At 72.6% G+C, this 14302-nt stretch carries 18 protein-coding genes; 11 read left to right on the forward strand and 7 right to left on the reverse strand.

Going from position 1 to position 14302, the window contains the following annotated elements:
- Positions 1-101: 101 nt before the first annotated feature.
- On the reverse strand, positions 102-941 hold the full coding sequence (locus AW16_RS0104130; RefSeq protein WP_197021556.1) for a hypothetical protein: 840 nt from the start codon (positions 939-941) through the stop codon (positions 102-104).
- 796 nt (positions 942-1737) lie between these two features.
- On the opposite strand from AW16_RS0104130, the gene AW16_RS0104135 reads away from it, so the two are divergent.
- The 6 genes from AW16_RS0104135 (at position 1738) to AW16_RS17515 (ending at position 5885) form a co-directional block, all read left to right on the forward strand.
- Complete coding sequence (locus AW16_RS0104135; protein ID WP_029288422.1) at positions 1738-1959, forward strand: type II toxin-antitoxin system Phd/YefM family antitoxin; 222 nt, start codon at positions 1738-1740, stop codon at positions 1957-1959.
- Positions 1950-2351: a type II toxin-antitoxin system VapC family toxin gene (locus AW16_RS0104140; protein WP_029288420.1), complete on the forward strand. Its 402-nt coding sequence runs from the start codon at positions 1950-1952 to the stop codon at positions 2349-2351. The genes AW16_RS0104135 and AW16_RS0104140 overlap by 10 nt, the downstream gene beginning before the upstream one ends.
- An 88-nt stretch (positions 2352-2439) precedes the next feature.
- Entirely contained in the window at positions 2440-3153 is a 714-nt protein-coding gene (locus tag AW16_RS0104145) for a VOC family protein (protein WP_029288419.1), read from the forward strand.
- Positions 3154-3277: 124 nt separating this feature from the next.
- Positions 3278-4453, forward strand: coding sequence for an NAD(P)/FAD-dependent oxidoreductase (locus AW16_RS0104150; protein ID WP_029288417.1), 1176 nt, complete (start codon positions 3278-3280; stop codon positions 4451-4453).
- 65 nt (positions 4454-4518) lie between these two features.
- Positions 4519-5097 (forward strand): helix-turn-helix domain-containing protein, encoded by a 579-nt coding sequence (locus AW16_RS0104155; RefSeq protein ID WP_029288416.1) that lies wholly within the window; start codon positions 4519-4521, stop codon positions 5095-5097.
- Positions 5094-5885: an SRPBCC domain-containing protein gene (locus AW16_RS17515; RefSeq protein WP_029288414.1), complete on the forward strand. Its 792-nt coding sequence runs from the start codon at positions 5094-5096 to the stop codon at positions 5883-5885. Before AW16_RS0104155 ends, AW16_RS17515 begins: the two co-directional genes overlap by 4 nt.
- 30 nt (positions 5886-5915) lie before the next feature.
- On the opposite strand, the gene AW16_RS0104165 is transcribed toward AW16_RS17515, so the two are convergent.
- The 3 genes from AW16_RS0104165 to AW16_RS0104175 all read right to left on the reverse strand — a co-directional run bounded on the left by AW16_RS0104165 (position 5916) and on the right by AW16_RS0104175 (position 7944).
- A complete protein-coding gene (locus tag AW16_RS0104165) occupies positions 5916-6842 on the reverse strand; it encodes a cold-shock protein (RefSeq protein ID WP_029288413.1) in 927 nt (308 codons plus the stop codon).
- Positions 6843-6922: 80 nt separating this feature from the next.
- Positions 6923-7615 carry a cation diffusion facilitator family transporter gene (locus tag AW16_RS0104170; protein ID WP_029288411.1) on the reverse strand — a complete coding sequence of 231 codons (693 nt, stop codon included), beginning with the start codon at positions 7613-7615 and terminating at the stop codon, positions 6923-6925.
- Entirely contained in the window at positions 7612-7944 is a 333-nt protein-coding gene (locus AW16_RS0104175; protein ID WP_029288409.1) for a helix-turn-helix transcriptional regulator, read from the reverse strand. The genes AW16_RS0104170 and AW16_RS0104175 overlap by 4 nt, the downstream gene beginning before the upstream one ends.
- A 109-nt stretch (positions 7945-8053) precedes the next feature.
- Between AW16_RS0104175 and AW16_RS0104180 the strand changes: the two genes are divergently transcribed.
- Positions 8054-8410 (forward strand): PadR family transcriptional regulator, encoded by a 357-nt coding sequence (locus AW16_RS0104180; protein WP_029288408.1) that lies wholly within the window; start codon positions 8054-8056, stop codon positions 8408-8410.
- Positions 8407-9750, forward strand: a complete 1344-nt coding sequence (locus tag AW16_RS0104185) for a permease prefix domain 1-containing protein (RefSeq protein ID WP_029288406.1) — start codon at positions 8407-8409, stop codon at positions 9748-9750. The genes AW16_RS0104180 and AW16_RS0104185 overlap by 4 nt, the downstream gene beginning before the upstream one ends.
- Before the next feature lie 44 nt (positions 9751-9794).
- Here AW16_RS0104185 and AW16_RS0104190 read toward each other — a convergent pair whose 3' ends face one another.
- On the reverse strand, positions 9795-10205 hold the full coding sequence (locus AW16_RS0104190) for a TIGR03618 family F420-dependent PPOX class oxidoreductase (RefSeq protein ID WP_029288404.1): 411 nt from the start codon (positions 10203-10205) through the stop codon (positions 9795-9797).
- A gap of 77 nt (positions 10206-10282) precedes the next feature.
- Here AW16_RS0104190 and AW16_RS0104195 point away from each other — a divergent pair, with 77 nt between their 5' ends.
- The 3 genes from AW16_RS0104195 to AW16_RS0104205 are packed head-to-tail and all read left to right on the forward strand — an operon-like array spanning position 10283 to position 12360.
- The gene (locus AW16_RS0104195; RefSeq protein WP_029288402.1) at positions 10283-10780 is read left to right on the forward strand and encodes an AAA family ATPase; all 498 of its coding nucleotides are present in this window, start codon (positions 10283-10285) and stop codon (positions 10778-10780) included.
- 38 nt (positions 10781-10818) lie between these two features.
- The gene (locus AW16_RS0104200) at positions 10819-11847 is read left to right on the forward strand and encodes a right-handed parallel beta-helix repeat-containing protein (protein WP_051681654.1); all 1029 of its coding nucleotides are present in this window, start codon (positions 10819-10821) and stop codon (positions 11845-11847) included.
- Positions 11848-11856: 9 nt separating this feature from the next.
- Complete coding sequence (locus tag AW16_RS0104205; protein ID WP_029288399.1) at positions 11857-12360, forward strand: GNAT family N-acetyltransferase; 504 nt, start codon at positions 11857-11859, stop codon at positions 12358-12360.
- A 20-nt stretch (positions 12361-12380) separates the two neighbouring features.
- Here the strand turns inward: AW16_RS0104205 and AW16_RS0104210 are convergent, their stop codons facing one another.
- Positions 12381-13070, reverse strand: a complete 690-nt coding sequence (locus AW16_RS0104210) for an ABC transporter ATP-binding protein (protein ID WP_029288450.1) — start codon at positions 13068-13070, stop codon at positions 12381-12383.
- 11 nt (positions 13071-13081) lie between these two features.
- Positions 13082-14161, reverse strand: coding sequence for an FtsX-like permease family protein (locus AW16_RS0104215; protein WP_029288395.1), 1080 nt, complete (start codon positions 14159-14161; stop codon positions 13082-13084).
- Between the last annotated feature and the right edge of the window lie 141 nt (positions 14162-14302).

Here is a 14302-nt window from a genome sequence, read left to right on the forward strand (position 1 = left end):
GCCTAGGCCGACCGTCGCCAATCTGTGCGGCACACGCTCGCCTCCTATGCCACTGCAGCGAGGAAGAGTGCGCTCGATCCGCCGGAGCGCGAGACCATCGTCTACCGGGCGGTCTGGTGGTCTGGCACGCCTGCCACACCGCCGTCGACCAAGTCGTCCGCTCCGTCGGGGGCATCAGTCGTCTCGAGAAACGTCCTGTTGAGGTAGTACACCTTGCGCTTGTACAGGCGGTCCGTGGACCAGCGATCGGCCTGCACCTCGTCCTCCACCTTGGCCCTCGCCAGGCCAAGCGCCTCGAGGTCCCTGAAGCCACGCTCCCAGGTGTCGTCCTTGATGCAGAAGTTCTCCCTGTCCCAGATGGAGACGTGGGCCCCCTCGGCCTCGGGTCTGCCGGCGAGCACCAGTCGTAGACACAGGTAGACGAAGAGTGCTCGAGCTGACAGAACGTTGATCCAGCCGCGAGACCACAACTCGATCGGGATCGTGATGTACGGCCCCCGCAGCGTCTTCGGCGGCTGCGGAGGATGGATGGGGACGGTGATCCGAGCGCCGTACCCGGGCTCCGGCGTGCGTGTCACCATGCTCGCGCCGCGAGGTCCCGCGCTGCCCAACACCGCAAACGCTCGCTTGATGCGTCGCGTGCCCGCGCCCGGCGTAGGGCGACGATCGTCAAGCTCCTCATAGCCCAGCATCTCGGCCCAGTAGTGGTCGGGCCGGGCACGATAGAGCACGTGCGGGGGCTTGCGAGTCAGCATGACAAGGGTGAGGTAGAGCTTCATCGGCACCTCGCCGAGCGCGAACAGCTTCGAGAGGTCGGTCGACGACTGGCTCGGAGTCTGCTTCCACGCATACTCCCCCGCGATCTGCACCGTCGCTTTGCGGCCTGACGCCTTGACCGCTTCGGCGAGCAGCCTCTTGGCCGTCACGGTGAGAGCTCCCACGGCCGCCCTCCTAAACTGACTGACCATCTGAGCCCCCTCCGCTGCTGTAGCGGGGTCAATGGGGTCATGCCGTCAAGGCCTACAGCCGTACCTGCACGTGAACCCGAGAAAGTGGGTCGCTGCGATGGTACACGGGTTGCGCTCAGAGCGTCTACGTCTACGGCTCGCACCGCAATTTAGCCCGCTGTATCGGCTGTTCGAACCCGCTCAGATGGTCGAAGTTCGGCCTTGGTGCTTCGCGACTTTCCGGGAATCATGGGCGACGTCGGGGCCGAGCCGCCTGGCCCGGCCCCGACAGGTTCTACCGACCCAGGAGAAGGAGGTGATGCTCGTGAAGCGCGGATTTCGACTGACCGTCACATGGTCCCGTGGCTCGGTCTCCATCACGCTCGAGCCCAACTAGCTCTGGGTGCGGCCTCGTCGTTGCAGCGACGGGGCCGCACCCAGTGTCGGCGGCAACAATCGATCACCGCAACCGCCTTGCTGGTGCCCGGTGGCGACACTGGCTAGACGAGTCCACCTTGCCGCGATGCCCTCGTTGCGGTCCGGGACGAGGATTCGGACAAGTAGGTGAGACACGGTTCGTCTCACCTACTTGTCCAACCGCAGGTCGGGGCTTCGGACCTCGGACAACTCCGCTGAGTTCCTACACCTGCGCCTCCGAGACCTCGAGATCCCTGACCGCTTGGATGCGATGCCCGTTGGACTCGAAGCGCACGTGAGCCGGATTCGTGCACCGATCCGCCAGCGGGCTCGCCATTGACCAGCCTGGTCTGGTCAACCTAGCCTGCCGGTCATGACGACAGTCAACGTGCAGGAGGCCAAGACGCGGCTGTCCGAGCTCCTCGCGCGCGTCGAGCGTGGCGAGGAGGTCGTCGTGGCCCGCGCGGGCTCCCCCGTCGCACGGCTCGTCCCGATCGACACCTCGTGGCGTCGGCCCTTCGGAGGCCTCGAGTTCGAGGTGCCCGACTCGTTCTCGGAGCCGCTGCCGGACGACGAGCTCGCGGCATGGGAGTGAGCTACCTGCTGGACACGCACGTCGTCCTGTGGCTCTGGGGTTCGCCGGGCAGGCTCGCGGCCGACGTGCGGGACGCCCTCGGCGACCCCCGGAACCGCGTGCTCGTCTCGGCAGCGAGCGCGATGGAGGTCGCGACGAAGACGCGGCTCGGCAAGCTCGACATCGGCCACACGCTCGTGCCGGCCTGGGCGTCGTGGCTGCGCGAGATCAGCGCCGACGAGCTGCCGATCTCCACTGAGCACGCGCTGCTCGCCGGGTCCATGGGCTGGGACCATCGCGACCCGTTCGACCGCCTGCTGGTCGCGCAGGCGGTGATCGAAGGCGTCGCGCTCGTGACCGCCGACGCCGCGATGTCCCAGGTGCCCGGCCTCCGGGTCGTCGCCGCGCGCTGAGCGGAGACCGGCCTCGTCGGCGAGCGCTATGGGCGGAGCCCCGATTTCGCCTTGACCGTCCCGGAGCGCCGATTCGTACCGTGGGGCGATGACCGTGCATCTGGAGGCAGTGGCGTTCGACGTCGTCGAGCCCGGCGCGGTAGCAACCTTCTGGGCGCGGCTGCTGGGCCGGACCGTGGTCCCCGAGGCGACCGGCGCCCTGCTGCCGGGCGACGAGACGCAGGTCGGGCTGCGCTTCGTCGCGACGCCGGCAGACGAAATCAGGCGCAGCCACCTGCACCTGCACGTCACGAGCGAGAGCCTCGACGACCAGCGCCGCACCGTCGAGACGGCGCTGAGCCTCGGCGGCACCCACCTCGACGTCGGCCAGCTCCCCGACGAGCCGCACGTCGTCCTCGCCGACCCGGGCGGCAACGCGTTCTGCGTCATCGAGCCCGGCAACCGCTTCCTCGCCGGCTGCGGGCCGCTCGGCGAGGTGACGTGCGAGGGAACCCGCGAGGTCGGGCTGTTCTGGCGCGACGCACTCGGGTGGCCGCTCGTGTGGGACCAGGACGACGAGACCGCGGTGCAGTCGCCGGCGGGCGGCACGAAGGTCTCCTGGGGCGGCGAGCCCGCCACCCGCCGGCACGAGGGGAGCCGCCAGCGCCTCGACCTCGTCGCCACCGACCCCGACGCGGCGGCTGCGCGCCTCGTCGGGCTGGGCGCCGGCCGCGAGGGTGGGCGCGACGGTGTCGTCACGCTCACCGACCCTGACGGGAACGAGCTCCGGCTGGCTCGGCCGACGACGGAACCGCCTCGCTGACGGAGAGGCTCGACGGCGTCGTCGCCCGTCGACGCGCTCGGCGCCGAGGACGGGAGTGCGGCAGCATGCGTACCACCACGGTCGCCCGCAACGCAGGACGACCCGCCCTCTCGAGGAGGTCGGCATGGGATGCACGGCGATCGTCGTGGGTGCCGGGATCGCCGGCCTGGCGTCGGCGATCTCGCTCGCGCGCACGGGGTGGCAGGTCACGGTGCTCGAGAGGTCGGCGGACCTGGGCGAGGTCGGGGCCGGGCTTGCGATGTCCGGCAACGCGGTCGCCGCCTTCAGGGGGCTGGGATTCGACGACGACGACGTCGCGGCCCTCGGCTACCCCACCCGGGCGGGCGGCACCTGGGACCTGCACGGGCGGGCGATCCTCGAGCTGGCGGACACCCCAGCGATGCGCGAGGCCGTCGCCCTGATCGGTGTCCATCGTCGTCGCCTGCACTCGGCGCTGCTGCGCCGGGCGGCCGACTGCGGGGTCGAGGTGCAGACGGGAGCCACCGTCACGACCGTCGGGCCCGGGGACCCCGACGGCGCACCAGCCGTCGTCGACGACAGGCGGGCCGACCTGGTGGTCGGGGCGGACGGCATGAGCAGCGCGGTACGCCGGTCGCTGTTCCCCGCGAGCCGGCCCGTGTACAGCGGCTACTCCAGCTGGCGTGCGGTCACCCCCGGCACGTTCGGCGACGAGGCCCTGCGGCAGTACTGGGGCCCGCACGCCGAGTTCGGCATCCTGCGCGTCGCCGAGGACGAGACCTACTGGTACGGGTACGTCGCGATGCCTGAGCGACTGCCCGTGCACGACGAGCTCGCGGCCGCCCGCAGCCGATTCGCAGGATGGGCGCCCCCGGTGCTGGAGGTGCTCGGCGCGACGCCGCCCGGTGCGGTCATGCGCCACGACGTCCACCACCTGCCGGGCGGCCTGCCCCGCTACACCGCGGGCCGCGTCGTCATGGTCGGGGACGCGGCCCACGGCACCCTCCCGACGATGGGGCAGGGCGCCGCCACCGCTCTCGAGGACGGGCTGTGCGTCGGCCTCCTCGTGGGCTCGCCCGTCGCGGCCGGCGGGCGTCTGGCTCCCGCGCTCGACGAGTTCGACGCCGTTCGTCGGCCGAGGTGCCGCGCCCTCGCGCGGTCGGCGGTCGCGTCCGGACGGTTCGGGTCGCACCTCGGCGGAGGATGGCGGCAGGGCCTCCGCAACGGCCTCATGCGCCTGACCCCCGCGAGCGCGGTCCTTCGTGGCTCGCGGGCCGCGATGGGGTGGACCCCGCCGCCTCCGGCCGCACCGCACAGCTGAGTCGCGCGGCGCCGCTGCCGTCGACCCCTTGACAAGAATACTTGTCAAGGGGCACCGTCTATCGCATGCAGGACATCGCCGTCATCGAGGACCCCGACGCCGCCGCCGTCGCGCTGGACCCCGTCCGGGCCATGCTGCTCCGCGAGCTGAGCGTCCCCGCATCGGCGGCCGGGCTCGCCGCGCGCGTCGGGATCACGCGGCAGAAGGTCAACTACCACCTGCGGTCGCTCGAGGCGCACGGGCTGGTGGAGCTGGCCGAGGAGCGCCACCACGGCGGCATCACCGAGCGCGTGCTGCAGGCCTCGGCCGCAGCGTTCGTCGTCTCGCCCGCGGCGGTCACCGCATCCGCCGCCGATCCCGGAGCGAGCGCCGACCGCCGCTCGGCGGCCTACCTGGTCGCGCTGGCAGGACGAGTGGTGCGGGAGGTCGGCGTCCTCGCGCGGCGCGCGGCTCGCTCCGGCGAGCGGCTGCCCACGCTGACCGTCGACACCACCATCGGCTTCCGGTCGGCCGCCGACCGGTCCGCCTTCGCCGACGACCTCACCGCCGCGGTGCTCGACCTGGCCGCGCGCTACCACCACGACGACGGGCGGCCGCACCGGCTCGTCGTCGCCTCGCACCCCGTACCCGAGGAGGAGTCATGAGCACGACCACCGACGTCCCGTACCGCCTGGAGTTCAGCGTCGAGGTCCCCGGGACCCCGCAGCAGGTCTGGGAGGCGATCGCGACGGCCAAGGGCATGAGCGCGTGGTTCCTCCCCACCGACCTGGAGGAACGCGAGGGCGGCTCCCTCCACTTCGCGATGGGCCCCGAGACGGGCTCGGACGGACGCGTCACCGGCTGGGACCCGCCGCGTCGCCTCGAGTACGAGGAGGACTGGGCCGCCCTGATGGGCAAGGACCCCGACGAGCTGAGCCCGCTGACGTCGGAGTTCGTCGTCGAGGCGCGGTCCGGCGGCACGTGCGTCGTCCGGGTCACCAGCAGCGGGTTCGGCACCGGCGCGGCCTGGGAGCAGGAGTGGTGGGACACCCTGGCGCCCGGCTGGCTCCCGTCCTTCGACAACCTGCGCGTCTACCTGCGGGACTTCGCAGGGCAGGAGGCGACGCAGCTGGAGGTCAGTGCGTCCAGGCCGGGCGACGAGGCCTCGCTCTGGTCGACGCTGCGCGACGAGCTGGGGCTCACGAGCGAGGGCGCGACCGTCGAGGTGAACGGCACGACCGGGACCACCGAGCGGATCGGCGACCGGCACGCCGTCGTGAGGCTCGCCGCACCGGTGCCGGGCATCCTCAGCGTGGTCGCGTGGGCCGAGGAGGGTGGCACCGCGCTAGCCGTCGTCCGCGCCTACTTCTTCTCCGTGGACGCACCCGAGTACGTGCGTCGCGAGGAGCCCACCTGGCAGACGTGGCTCGAGTCCCTCCCCGTGCGCTCCTGACGTCGGGAGCCGCCCCGTGCGAGCCCAGCGTCACACCAGCTCGACGCGGTCCGCCTGGGGTCCCCGGTCGCTCTGGCGCACCGCGAAGCGGACGCGGTCGCCTTCCTCCAGCACCTCGTCGCCCCGGACCACGGAGACGTGCACGAACAGGTCGTCGCCACCGTCGTCGGGCGTGATGAAGCCGAACCCGCGGTCCGCGTCGTAGCGCGCGACGACGCCCAGGCCGCCGCGCGCGGCGCCAGCGGTGGGGCGGGCGCGGTCGGAGCGGCCGCGCGCGGCCGCAGGTGCGGACCGTCGAGGCGCGCCGCCGACGAGGGACACGTCCCGGGCCTGCGGGCCGCGCTCGCCGGGCGCGGACTCGAACGCGACGCGGTCGCCCTCGGACAGCTCGCGCAGCCCCCCGAGCAGGGACCGGACGTGCACGAACACGTCCTCGCCGCCGCCGTCGGGCGAGATGAAGCCGAACCCCTTGTCGGCATCGAAGAACGTCACGGTCCCGTCGGCGCCGTCGGGCGCCTCGACGCGGGCGGCCAGCGGCAGCAGGTGGTCGGCCTGCGGGCCCTTCTCGCCATCGACGACGAGGAACGCGACCCGCTGTCCGTCCCGGATCACCCCGCCGCCGACGATCGCGGAGCTGTGGACGAAGATCTGCGGCCGGCCGTCGTCGGGGATGACGAAGCCGTACCCCTTGGTCGACTCGTACCAGGCGACGGTCCCGAGCACGCCGAGCGGTGCGTCGGACGCGACGTCGCCGGTCACGCGCACGTTGCGCGCCTGCGGGCCGCGGTCGCCCTCGCCGACCTCGAACTCGACCTCCTGGCCCTCGCGGAGCACGCGGGGGCCGTCGTCGCCGACGACCTCCGACGCGTGCACGAACAGGTCGTCGGCACCCTCACCGAGGTCCAGGAACCCGAACCCCCGTTCGGCGTCGAACCAGCGGACAACTCCCTGCGGCACGGTGAACTCCTCGTCAGGCGACAGCTTGTCCTCCAGTGTCCCCCAGGCGCGCCGGGCGGGCGTGCGGTGCGGCGCGCGCCCTACTCGCCGGGACGGCAACAGTCGTCCCGGCAGGCCGCGGGGTCGACGAGGGCCGACGCGGGGGCGCAGCAGGCGTCGCCGCGCCAGGCCTCGATCGCCTCCCGGACCGCGAACGCGGCGATGACCAGCGCAGCCACCGGGTCGGCCCACCACCAGCCCATCGCGCTGTCGAGCACGAGACCGACCAGCAGGACCGCGGACAGGTAGGAGCAGATGAGGGTCTGGTGGGAGTCCGCGACCGCGGAGGCGGAGCCCAGCTCGCGTCCGGTCCGGCGCTCGAACCACGACAGCCCGGGCATGACGGCCAAGGAGACGGCCGCCAGCGCGATCCCGACCGTCGAGTGGTCCGGTTGGCGAGCGCCGAGCAGCGACCTGCCGGCGTCGGCGGCGACGAAGGCCGCAAGGCCGAAGAACGAGAGCGCGATCGTGCGCAACGCGGCGCGTTCGCGTGTCTCGGGGGCGGGCGCGGCGAACTGCCACGCGACCGCGACCGCGGAGAGCACCTCGACCACGGAGTCGAGCCCGAACGCCACGAGAGCCGTGGACGACGCCGCGGTGCCGGACGCCAGGGCGACGACCGCCTCGACGACGTTGTAGCTGATCGTCGCGCCGACGACCCACCGGATCCGGCGCTCCAGGACCCGGCGTCGCTCGGTGTCGAGCGGTCGCGGCCCGATGGACAGGGCGCTCATCGGCCGCACGCACAGTCGGGCCCGCAGCACTCCGGGTCGACGACGAGGACGAGCTGGAGCATGTCGTTGAGCGCCTGCGTGAGGTGGGGGTCCGCGAGGCGGTACCACGTCCGCCGCCCGTCCGGGATGGGTTCGACCAGGCCGCACCCGCGCAGGCACGCGAGCTGGTTGGACATCACCTGGCGCGAGACGCCGAGCGCGTCCGCGAGGTCGGACGGGTACGCGGGCGCCTCCCGCAGTGCGAGCAGGATCCGCGCGCGGGTGCCGTCCGACATCGCGTGCCCCAGCCGGACGAGAGCTGCCGTGTGCGTCAGGGTCGCGGTCTCCATGACGTCGGACAGTACATCGATTGCTGAATACAGGCCATGGTGTACTGCTGACGACCACTTGCAGATCTAGGGGTACCATCCCTAGTACCTCAAGGCATCGGAGCAGCACATGCACATCGACAAGGACCTGGTGGCGGCGTCGGCCACACCGCTGGTGCTCGGCATCCTCGCCGACGGCGACCTGCACGGCTACGCGATCCTCAAGAGGGTCGCCGAGCTCTCCGACGGCCAGATGCAGTGGACCGACGGCATGCTCTACCCCCTGCTCCACCGCCTCGAGCGCAACGGCTGGGTCAGCGCACGCTGGGACGCCGAGGCGGGCCGCAGGCGCAAGCACTACGCGCTGACCGCCGCCGGCCGGGACACCCTGGGGCAGCGCCAGGCCCAGTGGGACGTCGTCGCCGACGCGCTCCGTCAGGTGTGGAGCACGCTGCAGGGCCCCGACGCGGCGGGGGCGTGGGCATGAGCGACCTCGAGGACCAGATCGGCCAGTGGCGCGACTGGGTGCTGCGGCGCAGGGCCATCACGGCCGACGACGCCGCGGAGCTCGAGGACAACCTGCGTGGCCGGGTCGCCGACCTGCGGGCGGGAGGTCTCGACGACGACGAGGCGTTCCTCGTGGCCGTGCGGCGCATGGGCAACCTCGACGACGTCTCGCGCGAGTTCGCCCGCGAGCACTCGGAGCGACTGTGGAAGCAGCTCGTGCTCGTGCCGCAGGCGACCACGAACGACCGCCGCTGGCGCGACCTCGGTGTGCTCGTCGCGCTCGCCGTGTGCGCCGGCATCGCGGTCAAGGCGCTGCTCGCGCTGGGCGACGGGGCACGATTCGGTCTCGACGTCGGCTTCGCGGTCCTCCCGTTCCTCGCGGCGTACTTCGCGTGGTCGCGGCGGCCGTCCCGCCTGGTCGTCGCGACCCTCGTCGGCCTCACGGCAGCCGTCGCCCTGGCCGTGAACCTGTACCCCTTCGTCGACGTGCCCGACGCACCGGCGACGACACTCGTGCTGGCCGCCGCGCACCTGCCGGTGCTCCTGTGGCTGCTGCTCGGCGTCGCCTACGCCGGCGGGCGCTGGCGCGAGCACGAGCAACGGATGGACTTCGTGCGGTTCACGGGCGAGCTCGTCGTCTACTTCGCGCTGATCGCGCTGGGCGGCGGCGTGCTGCTGGCCCTGCTGTTCGCGACCTTCGGCGCGGTGGACATCGACGTCTCGACCTTCGTGCAGACCTGGCTCATGCCGTTCGCGGTACCCGGAGCGTTCTTCGTGGCGGCCTGGCTGGTCGAGGCGAAGAAGAGCGTGGTGGAGAACATGGCACCCGTCCTGACCAGGGTGTTCACCCCGCTGACGATCGTGCTGCTGGCCGCCACGTTCGTCGCGCTGCTCGCAGGCGCCCCGCTCGCCACCGTCGACCGCGACCTGCTGACCCTCATGGACGCCATGCTGCTGCTGGTGCTCGGGCTGCTGCTGTACTCGATCAGCGCGCGCGACCCCCTCGCCCCGGCACGGCTGTTCGACCGGCTCCAGCTGGTGCTCGTCGTGGTCGCCCTCGCCGTCAACGTGCTCGCGCTGACCGCGATGGTCACGAGGATCGCGGACGCCGGCTGGACGGCCAACAAGCTCGCCGCCTTCGGGCTCGACGTGGTGCTGTGCGTGCACCTCGTGGGCACCGGGTGGCTGCTGTGGCGGTTCCTGCGCGGGCGCGGCACGTTCGACGCCGTCGAACGCTGGCAGACCCGCTACCTGCCGGTCTACGCCGCCTGGGCCGCGGTCGTCGTGCTGGTGTTCCCGCCCGCCTTCTCCTGGGCCTGAGCCCGTCGGCCCGCGCCTCGGGCGCCGACCACCGTCTCGACCGCTCAGGACGAGCGCGCCGCACCCCACCCGTGCCAGTGGTCGATCTCCACGAGCACGCTGACCCGCGCCCGGTCACGCACCGGGTACGGCCGCCCGCCGTAGCGGTCCGAGAGCCGGTCGATGTCGACCAGGTCGACGTCGTCGCGGATCTCGACGACCCGCCCCTGCACGCTCACGTGCGTGTACCAGTCGCCCTCCGCGAGCGCGGTGAGCGAGACGTGCGGGTCCCTCCTCAGGTGCTCGAGCCGGGCTCGCTCTGCGTCGAGGTTGAGCAGCACCCGACCGTCGTCCTCGAGCAGGTACCACGTGGCCACCGTCACCGGGTGGCCGGCGGGGTGGATCGTCGCCATGACGGCCGGGTTGGGGCGCGCGAGCAGCGCGGCGACGTCGGGCGGGAGCGGTGGCCTGGGCATCGTGGTGTCCTCTCGTCGTGCCCGACGTGCGTGCACCGGCGAGAGCATGGCTCCGCCTGCGCGCTAGTCTCCCGCACGTGGGCCGGGCCAACTACCTCGTCGAAGGGCTGTCGGGCACGGGCAAGACGACCGTGGCCGACGAGCTGCAGCGACGCGGCTTCCACGCCGTGCACGGCGACCGCGAGCTGGCGTACGCGGGCGACGCGCGCACGGGCGAGCCGTTCGAGACGAGCGGCCGCGACGACCACGTGTGGGACGCCGCGAAGGTCCGAGCGCTCGTCGCGGACCACGACGAGGCGGTCACCTTCTTCTGCGGCGGGTCGCGGAACCTCTCGCAGTTCGTCGACGCGTTCGACGGCGTCTTCGTGCTCGAGGTCGACCTGGACACGCTGCACCGACGGCTCGACGCGCGGCCGGACGACGAGTGGCGCGACGGCGTCCCGACCGACCGTGCGCTCATCGCGCGGTGGCACTCGACGAAGGAGACCGTGCCGGTCGGCGTCGCGATCGACGCCACCGCGCCGGTCGCGCGCGTGGTCGACGAGATCCTGCGGGTCGCCGGGCTCGTCACGTAGGTAGCGGTCGTCGGGCCGGTGCGCGCTACCGTGCGCTCATGCTTCGTCGCCTCGCCTGGATCGCCGCGCTCGTCGTGACCGCGCTGGCGTCGACGTCCGCTGCGACCGCCGCCGCGCCGACGGCCGACGTCACGTACGTCGGCAAGGGCACCGCGAAGTCCTGCACGCCGGCCGCGCTGGCCAAGGCGGTCCAGCGCGGCGGCACCGTGAGGTTCCGGTGCGGGAGCAAGCCGGTGACGATCACGCTCGACCGCACGCTCGTCGTCTGCAACACCACCACCTGCAAGCACCCGTGGCAGGACCGCTCGGCGAAGGTGGTCGAGAAGCTGGTGCTCGACGGCGGCGGCAAGGTCACGCTCTCCGGCGCGGGCAAGCGGCCGATCCTGTACGCCAACGCGTGCGAGGAGCGGTTCGGCTGGCTCGACGCGCACTGCGACAGGCAGAAGACGCCGCACGTCGTCGTGAAGGACCTCGTCATGCAGAAGGGTGACGCCAGCAAGGCACCCACCTGGAAGGGCCACCGGCTCGACGACCTGCGGGGCGGCGGGGCGATCGCGATGCGGGGTGGCCGCCTGACCGTGCAGCACGTGACGTTCCGCGACAACCGGTGCGTCAAGCGCGACTCCGACGCGGGCGGCGGGGCGGTGCGCCTCGTCGGCCAGCGCGTGACCGCGCGCCTGCTCGACTCGACCTTCGTGCGCAACCGCTGCGCGAACGGTGGCGCGGTCTCCTCGCTGCAGGCACCGATGCTGCTGCGCGGGAGCACCCTGACCGACAACGTCGCGACGGGCAGCGGAGCCTCGTCGGGCAAGGGCGGCAACGGCGGCGCGGTGTACTTCGACGGGACCAAGCAGTCCGTGACGGTCGACCGCACGACGATCCAGCGCAACCGCTCCCCCGAGGGCGGCCCGGGCGTCTTCTACGTGAGCAACGACCGGACCGGCACGCTGAAGATCACGCACTCGACGATCACGAAGAACACCGGCGCGAGCTTCTGGACCGGCAAGGCGCACAGCATCTTCTTCCTTGGCAAGGCGTTCGTCCGCTCCGGCTCGACGATCACCTGACCCGACGCCATGCACCTGCGCCGGGCGACGACGGACGACCTCGACCTGCTCCACGACATGCTTCTCGAGGCGTTCAACTGGGACGGCACCGCGCGCTTCACGCGTGACGAGGTGGTCTCCGACAGCCACACCGCGCGGTACCTCGGCGGGTGGATGCGGCCCGGGGACCTCGGGTTGGTGGCCTTGGACGACGACGGGCACGACGACCCGCACGACTCCCCCGCCGTCGGAGCCGTCTGGGCACGCGCGCTGCCGGCGAGCGAGCCCGGGTACGGGTACGTGGCGGACGACGTCCCGGAGCTCGGGCTCGGCGTCGCGGCGACCCACCGCGGACGCGGGATCGGCTGCGCGCTGCTCGTCGGCTGCATCGACCTCGCACGCGAGCTCGGGTGGCGCGCGCTGAGCCTGAGCGTGGAGGACGGCAACACCGGCGCGCGCAGGCTGTACGAGCGGCACGGGTTCGTCGTCGTCGGTCGCAACGGAGACTCCGACACGATGCTCCGCGAGGTCTGACCGAGCCCGGGCCAGAACCGTCACACCAAGGAGTCCGCCTCCGCGAGGCGCCCGTCGACGATCCGTACGGTCGCGTCGACCGATCCGAGCGTCGACGCGTCGTGCGAGATCAGCAGGGTCGCTGCGCCGAGCTCGTGCGCAAGGCTCGTCAGCAGCTCGACGACGAGCGTGCCGCGATCGTGGTCCAGCGCGGACGTCGGTTCGTCCACGAGCAGCACGTCCGGCCGGCCGACGAGCGCGCGCGCGATCGCGATCCGCTGGCGCTGACCGCCGGACAGGTGCGCCGGCCGGCGATGGGCCTGTTCCGCGAGACCGACGGCGTCGAGCAGCTGCATGGCCTCGTCACGGACGCTCGCCGGACGTCGGCCACCCAGGTGGGCGTGCAGCTCGATCTGCTCGAGCGCCGTGAGCGAGGCGATGAGCTGGGGAGCCTGGAAGACGATGCCGACCCGCTCGAGGCGCACACGTGTCGCGTCGGCCCGGCTCGTGCTCGACGTCAGCACGACCTGCTCCCCGAACGCGACGTTCCCGGAGGTCGGGCGGGTGAGCCCCGCCGCGACGGCGAGCAGGCTCGACTTCCCGGCGCCCGAAGGGCCGAGCAGGGCGGTCGTCGTGCCGGCCGGCACGTGGAGGGTGACACCGTCCACCGCGGTGAGCACCGCGTCGCCGTCGGGGTAGACGAGGGTGAGGTCGTTCAGGTGCAGGTCCATCGGTGCGCCTCTCATCTGGCGGCGAGCGCCGCATGCGGGTCGGTACGGGTGATGCGGGCGATGGCCGCGGCGGCTCCGACGAGCCCGACGACGACGAGCAGGGCCGCGGGCGCGACGGTGGTCGCGGGTGACACGAGGACGGGCATCACGTCCGCGAGCGCAGAGCCGGCCGCGGCCGCCAGCGCCGTGCCCACGGCCACCGCGCCGACGAGGACGAGCGCCGCCTGGCCCAGCGCGTCGCGCAGCAGGTAGCGGGTCGAGGCGCCGAGGGCCTTGAGCACGGCCACGTCGCCCTGCCGGCCGATGGTCCACACGGTGAAGAACGCACCGACGATGAGCGCGGAGATCGCGACGAGGAACGCCTGCATCGTGGTGAGCGACAGGTTCTCGGCGGTGAACGACGAGACCGCGCTGCGGGCGTCGGCGATCGGCACGGTCGTCGTGCCGACGCGCGCATCGGCCGCGGGGAGCATGGCGGACCCGTCGGTGTCGAGCGCGACGACCGTCGCGACCGGGCCGCCGTCGCCATCCCGTGCACCGAACGTCTGCCAGTCGTCGAGCCACACCCAGACGACCGGCGTGTGCGCCAGCTGCTGGTCGTCGTCCACGACGCGTGAGACCGTCAGCGCCACGCCGTCGATCGCGAGGCCGTCGCCGCCCGCGACCCCGAGAGCCATGGCTCCCCGCTGCGTGAGCACGACGTGGCCCGAGGTCGGAGCACCGCCCGGGGCGAGCATCGAGCCGGCCCGCACGCCGAGCGCCGTGACGGCGACGGTCGTGCCGTGCGCCGAGGCGCGCGTCGTCACGACCCCGAGCGGCTCGGCGTGACGCACGCCCGACACCCATGACCACTGCTCCCACTGGTCGCGGGTCACGCGCGACGACGTCAGGTCCGGCTTGTCGTCGTGCGCAGCCATGCCGAAGGCGAGGTGGTCGGCGGGCAGGTCGGTCAGCGCGGACACCGAGGCTCGCGCGAGCCCAGCGGTCAGCGCGGACAGGAACGTGACGAGCGCGGCGACGAGGACGACGACGGCGCTGATCAGGGCGAAGCGGCCACGGGCGTACCGCAGCTCGCGGAGCGCGACGAACACGAGTTCTCCCAGGGTGTGCGACGGTGTTGCACTCAGGCTCGTCCAGGCACCGCCCCTCGCGGCTCGTGAGGTCGGCCCTGCCTTCGCCGACGGACGGACGAGGCCGGACTCGTCCTTTCGGCCGATGCGCGGCGTTCGGCG

This window comes from Cellulomonas sp. HZM, from assembly GCF_000708885.1.
In the GTDB taxonomy this organism is placed as follows: Bacteria; Actinomycetota; Actinomycetes; order Actinomycetales; family Cellulomonadaceae; genus Cellulomonas.

Bases quoted from the DNA above. Each gene is read 5' to 3' on its own strand.
- AW16_RS0104205 (WP_029288399.1), top strand. From the start codon at position 11,857: ATGCACCTGCGCCGGGCGACGACGGACGACCTCGACCTGCTCCACGAC.
- AW16_RS0104210 (WP_029288450.1), bottom strand. From the start codon at position 13,070: ATGGACCTGCACCTGAACGACCTCACCCTCGTCTACCCCGACGGCGAC.
- AW16_RS0104175 (WP_029288409.1), bottom strand. From the start codon at position 7,944: ATGGAGACCGCGACCCTGACGCACACGGCAGCTCTCGTCCGGCTGGGG.
- AW16_RS0104135 (WP_029288422.1), top strand. From the start codon at position 1,738: ATGACGACAGTCAACGTGCAGGAGGCCAAGACGCGGCTGTCCGAGCTC.
- AW16_RS0104180 (WP_029288408.1), top strand. From the start codon at position 8,054: ATGCACATCGACAAGGACCTGGTGGCGGCGTCGGCCACACCGCTGGTG.
- AW16_RS0104185 (WP_029288406.1), top strand. From the start codon at position 8,407: ATGAGCGACCTCGAGGACCAGATCGGCCAGTGGCGCGACTGGGTGCTG.
- AW16_RS0104155 (WP_029288416.1), top strand. From the start codon at position 4,519: ATGCAGGACATCGCCGTCATCGAGGACCCCGACGCCGCCGCCGTCGCG.
- AW16_RS0104140 (WP_029288420.1), top strand. From the start codon at position 1,950: ATGGGAGTGAGCTACCTGCTGGACACGCACGTCGTCCTGTGGCTCTGG.
- AW16_RS0104200 (WP_051681654.1), top strand. From the start codon at position 10,819: ATGCTTCGTCGCCTCGCCTGGATCGCCGCGCTCGTCGTGACCGCGCTG.
- AW16_RS17515 (WP_029288414.1), top strand. From the start codon at position 5,094: ATGAGCACGACCACCGACGTCCCGTACCGCCTGGAGTTCAGCGTCGAG.
- AW16_RS0104190 (WP_029288404.1), bottom strand. From the start codon at position 10,205: ATGCCCAGGCCACCGCTCCCGCCCGACGTCGCCGCGCTGCTCGCGCGC.
- AW16_RS0104170 (WP_029288411.1), bottom strand. From the start codon at position 7,615: ATGAGCGCCCTGTCCATCGGGCCGCGACCGCTCGACACCGAGCGACGC.
- AW16_RS0104145 (WP_029288419.1), top strand. From the start codon at position 2,440: ATGACCGTGCATCTGGAGGCAGTGGCGTTCGACGTCGTCGAGCCCGGC.
- AW16_RS0104150 (WP_029288417.1), top strand. From the start codon at position 3,278: ATGGGATGCACGGCGATCGTCGTGGGTGCCGGGATCGCCGGCCTGGCG.